This is a genomic window from Enterococcus dongliensis, from assembly GCF_031927985.1.
Taxonomy (GTDB): Bacteria; Bacillota; Bacilli; order Lactobacillales; family Enterococcaceae; genus Enterococcus_A; species Enterococcus_A dongliensis.
Window position 1 is genome coordinate 1 of sequence record NZ_JARPZC010000041.1, and the last position, 2,629, is coordinate 2,629.

4 protein-coding genes are annotated in these 2,629 nt (G+C 35.0%); 2 read left to right on the forward strand and 2 right to left on the reverse strand.

All coding sequences use genetic code 11. The annotated features are described in order from the left end of the window. Positions 1-288 (reverse strand): helix-turn-helix domain-containing protein (locus tag P7D84_RS13600; RefSeq protein ID WP_169032518.1); only part of this gene is annotated, 288 nt, incomplete at its 3' end. Positions 289-472: 184 nt separating this feature from the next. On the opposite strand from P7D84_RS13600, the gene P7D84_RS13605 reads away from it, so the two are divergent. Further along, on the forward strand, positions 473-616 hold the full coding sequence (locus P7D84_RS13605; protein ID WP_164852610.1) for a hypothetical protein: 144 nt from the start codon (positions 473-475) through the stop codon (positions 614-616). Positions 617-732: 116 nt separating this feature from the next. Next, a complete protein-coding gene (gene cfr(D), locus P7D84_RS13610; protein ID WP_216807377.1) occupies positions 733-1,806 on the forward strand; it encodes a Cfr family 23S rRNA (adenine(2503)-C(8))-methyltransferase in 1,074 nt (357 codons plus the stop codon). Between the two features lie 83 nt (positions 1,807-1,889). On the opposite strand, the gene guaA is transcribed toward cfr(D), so the two are convergent. Next, positions 1,890-2,629: glutamine-hydrolyzing GMP synthase (gene guaA, locus P7D84_RS13615; RefSeq protein ID WP_233140139.1), on the reverse strand; the 740-nt coding region annotated here is incomplete at its 5' end.

The following is a 2,629-nucleotide window of genomic DNA, read 5'->3' on the forward strand; positions in this document are numbered from 1 at the left end:
GATATCATAGTCCTCTTTTAAAATTTCAGTGTAGTGCCTCACGTTAGGTTTCACTCGAAAAGATTGGTAGATGGTAACCACCTGTTGTTTGACTTGATCAGGCACGCCATGCCTTTGTTTACCTCCTCTGTTTTTATGTGAAAATGCTTCCTTTCCATTCGTTTGATAGTCTTTAACGAGTCGATTGATTTGCCTCACTGATAAGTTGAGTTCCACACTTGCTCGTTTCTTTTGTTTTTTATTTTCAGCTACTGCTTTTATGACTTTATATTTTTTATTTTCGTTCATCGTTAACATAATCCTTTTCATCGTGATAGTTTATCATTTTGGGACATTTTATGCTTTGACCTACTTAAGACATTATCACGTTCGAATGATACTATATCATAAAATTAACTTCTCATACCTTTACTTTCTTAATCTTTCATGTTAAAATACTCAATAATCAATTCAAATCAGGGAGGTGTGAGTAATGATAACCGTTTTTAAAATGTTATTTGGAAAAAATGCAAAAATCGGCAACCGTTTAGCAGACAAAGAGAGCTTTCTGTCTTTTTGTCTGCTAACTAACGGTCCCTTCAGTGCTTCACCTCTTGTAACTATAACGGATCGTTAATCTTAGCGCCTTATATAATAAGAAGCACGGAATCTTGTCTGTGCTTTTTTGTTTACCTTAAATGACAGATCACTCTCATTACTCATAAAAAAAGAGAACGTGAAAGGGTTTATAATATGTTACAAAAACAATTAACTAAATATCAACAAATTGAAAAAGTTTTAAAAGAGTGTCAACAACCAAACTACCGAATGAAGCAAATTCTTCATTGTATTTTTAAAGAGAAAAAAACAGATTTCAATGAGATGTCTGTATTACCTAAAAATTTACGAGATACTTTAACAACAGAAATAGGAACATCACTTCTAACAGTTGAGCCCCTTATTGAACAGAAGTCGCAACAAGTGAGGAAAGTACTCTTTAATCTTTCTGGAGATAATCGCATTGAAACAGTCAACATGACCTATCAAGCTGGCTGGGAATCTTTTTGTATTTCATCTCAATGTGGCTGCAATCTAGGTTGTCAATTTTGCGCTACTGGAAAAATTGGCTTAAGAAAAAATTTAACGGCTGAGGAAATAACGGATCAAGTTCTCTACTTTCTTTTAAAAGGACACCAAATTGATAGTATTTCTTTTATGGGTATGGGAGAACCACTTGCTAACCCTCATTTTTTTGAGGCTTTAGATATTTTTATGAATCCTGATATGTTTCAACTGAGCCCTAGGCGTTTATCTGTTTCAACGATTGGTGTGATTCCTAAAATAAAACGACTAACAGCTGAATATCCACAAGTTCATTTAACTTTTTCTCTTCACTCACCTTTTGATGAAGAGAGAAGTCAGTTAATGCCGATTAATAAAAGGTTTCCCCTTTTAAAAGTGATGGATACTTTAGATGAACATATAAAAGTAACTTCAAAAAAAGTTTACATTGCTTATATTTTACTACCTGATGTGAACGATTCTTTGACTCATGCAGTTGCTTTAGCAGATTTACTTCGCTCTCGGTATAAAAAAGGAAAGCTGTATCATGTCAATCTCATCAGGTACAATCCTACTTTTGATGCACCAAGAACGTTCAAGCAAGTAGATGAAAAGCAAGTTAAACTGTTCTATCAAACCTTAATATCTAAAGGCATAAATGTCACTATTAGAAGTCAGTTTGGAATTGAAATTGATGCTGCCTGTGGCCAATTATATGGAAATTATGAGATTAAAAACAAAAAAACAATCCAAGTAAATGACTAGATTGTTTCTCATTTAATTAAATTAGTTGGATAACTAAAAAGTACCGAATAATCCATAATTAGATTATTCGGTACTTTTTTAAATTATTCCCACTCTACTGTTGCAGGTGGTTTACTCGTAATGTCATACACGATACGGTTAACGTGAGCCACTTCGTTTACGATACGAACTGAGATTTTTTGTAATAAGTCCCAATCAATACGAGCGAAGTCAGCAGTCATACCGTCAATTGATGTAATCGCACGGATACCAACAGTGTAGTCATAAGTACGACCGTCTCCCATAACACCCACTGAGCGGATGCCTGGCAGAACTGTAAAGTATTGCCAGATGTCGCGGTCTAAGCCAGCCTTAGCAATTTCTTCACGTAAAATCGCGTCACTTTCGCGGACGATTTCTAATTTTTCTTCTGTAATTTCACCAAGAACACGGATACCTAATCCAGGTCCTGGGAATGGTTGGCGCCATACTAATGATTCAGGCATTCCAAGCTCAATTCCTAAAGCACGTACTTCATCTTTAAATAAAGTGTTTAATGGTTCGATTAATTCGAACTCCATGTCTTCAGGTAAGCCACCAACGTTATGATGTGATTTAATAACTTCAGCTGTATCAGTACCACTTTCGATAACGTCAGTGTATAAAGTACCTTGAGCTAAGAAATCAATACCATCTAATTTAGCTGCTTCATCATCGAATAAATAAATGAATTCATTACCTATGATTTTACGTTTTGTTTCTGGATCAGAAACGCCAGCTAATTTGCCTAAGAAACGATCTTTAGCATTCACACGGATGATATTTAAGCCGAATTTACCAGCTA

Bases quoted from the DNA above. Each gene is read 5' to 3' on its own strand.
- P7D84_RS13605 (WP_164852610.1), top strand. From the start codon at position 473: ATGATAACCGTTTTTAAAATGTTATTTGGAAAAAATGCAAAAATCGGC.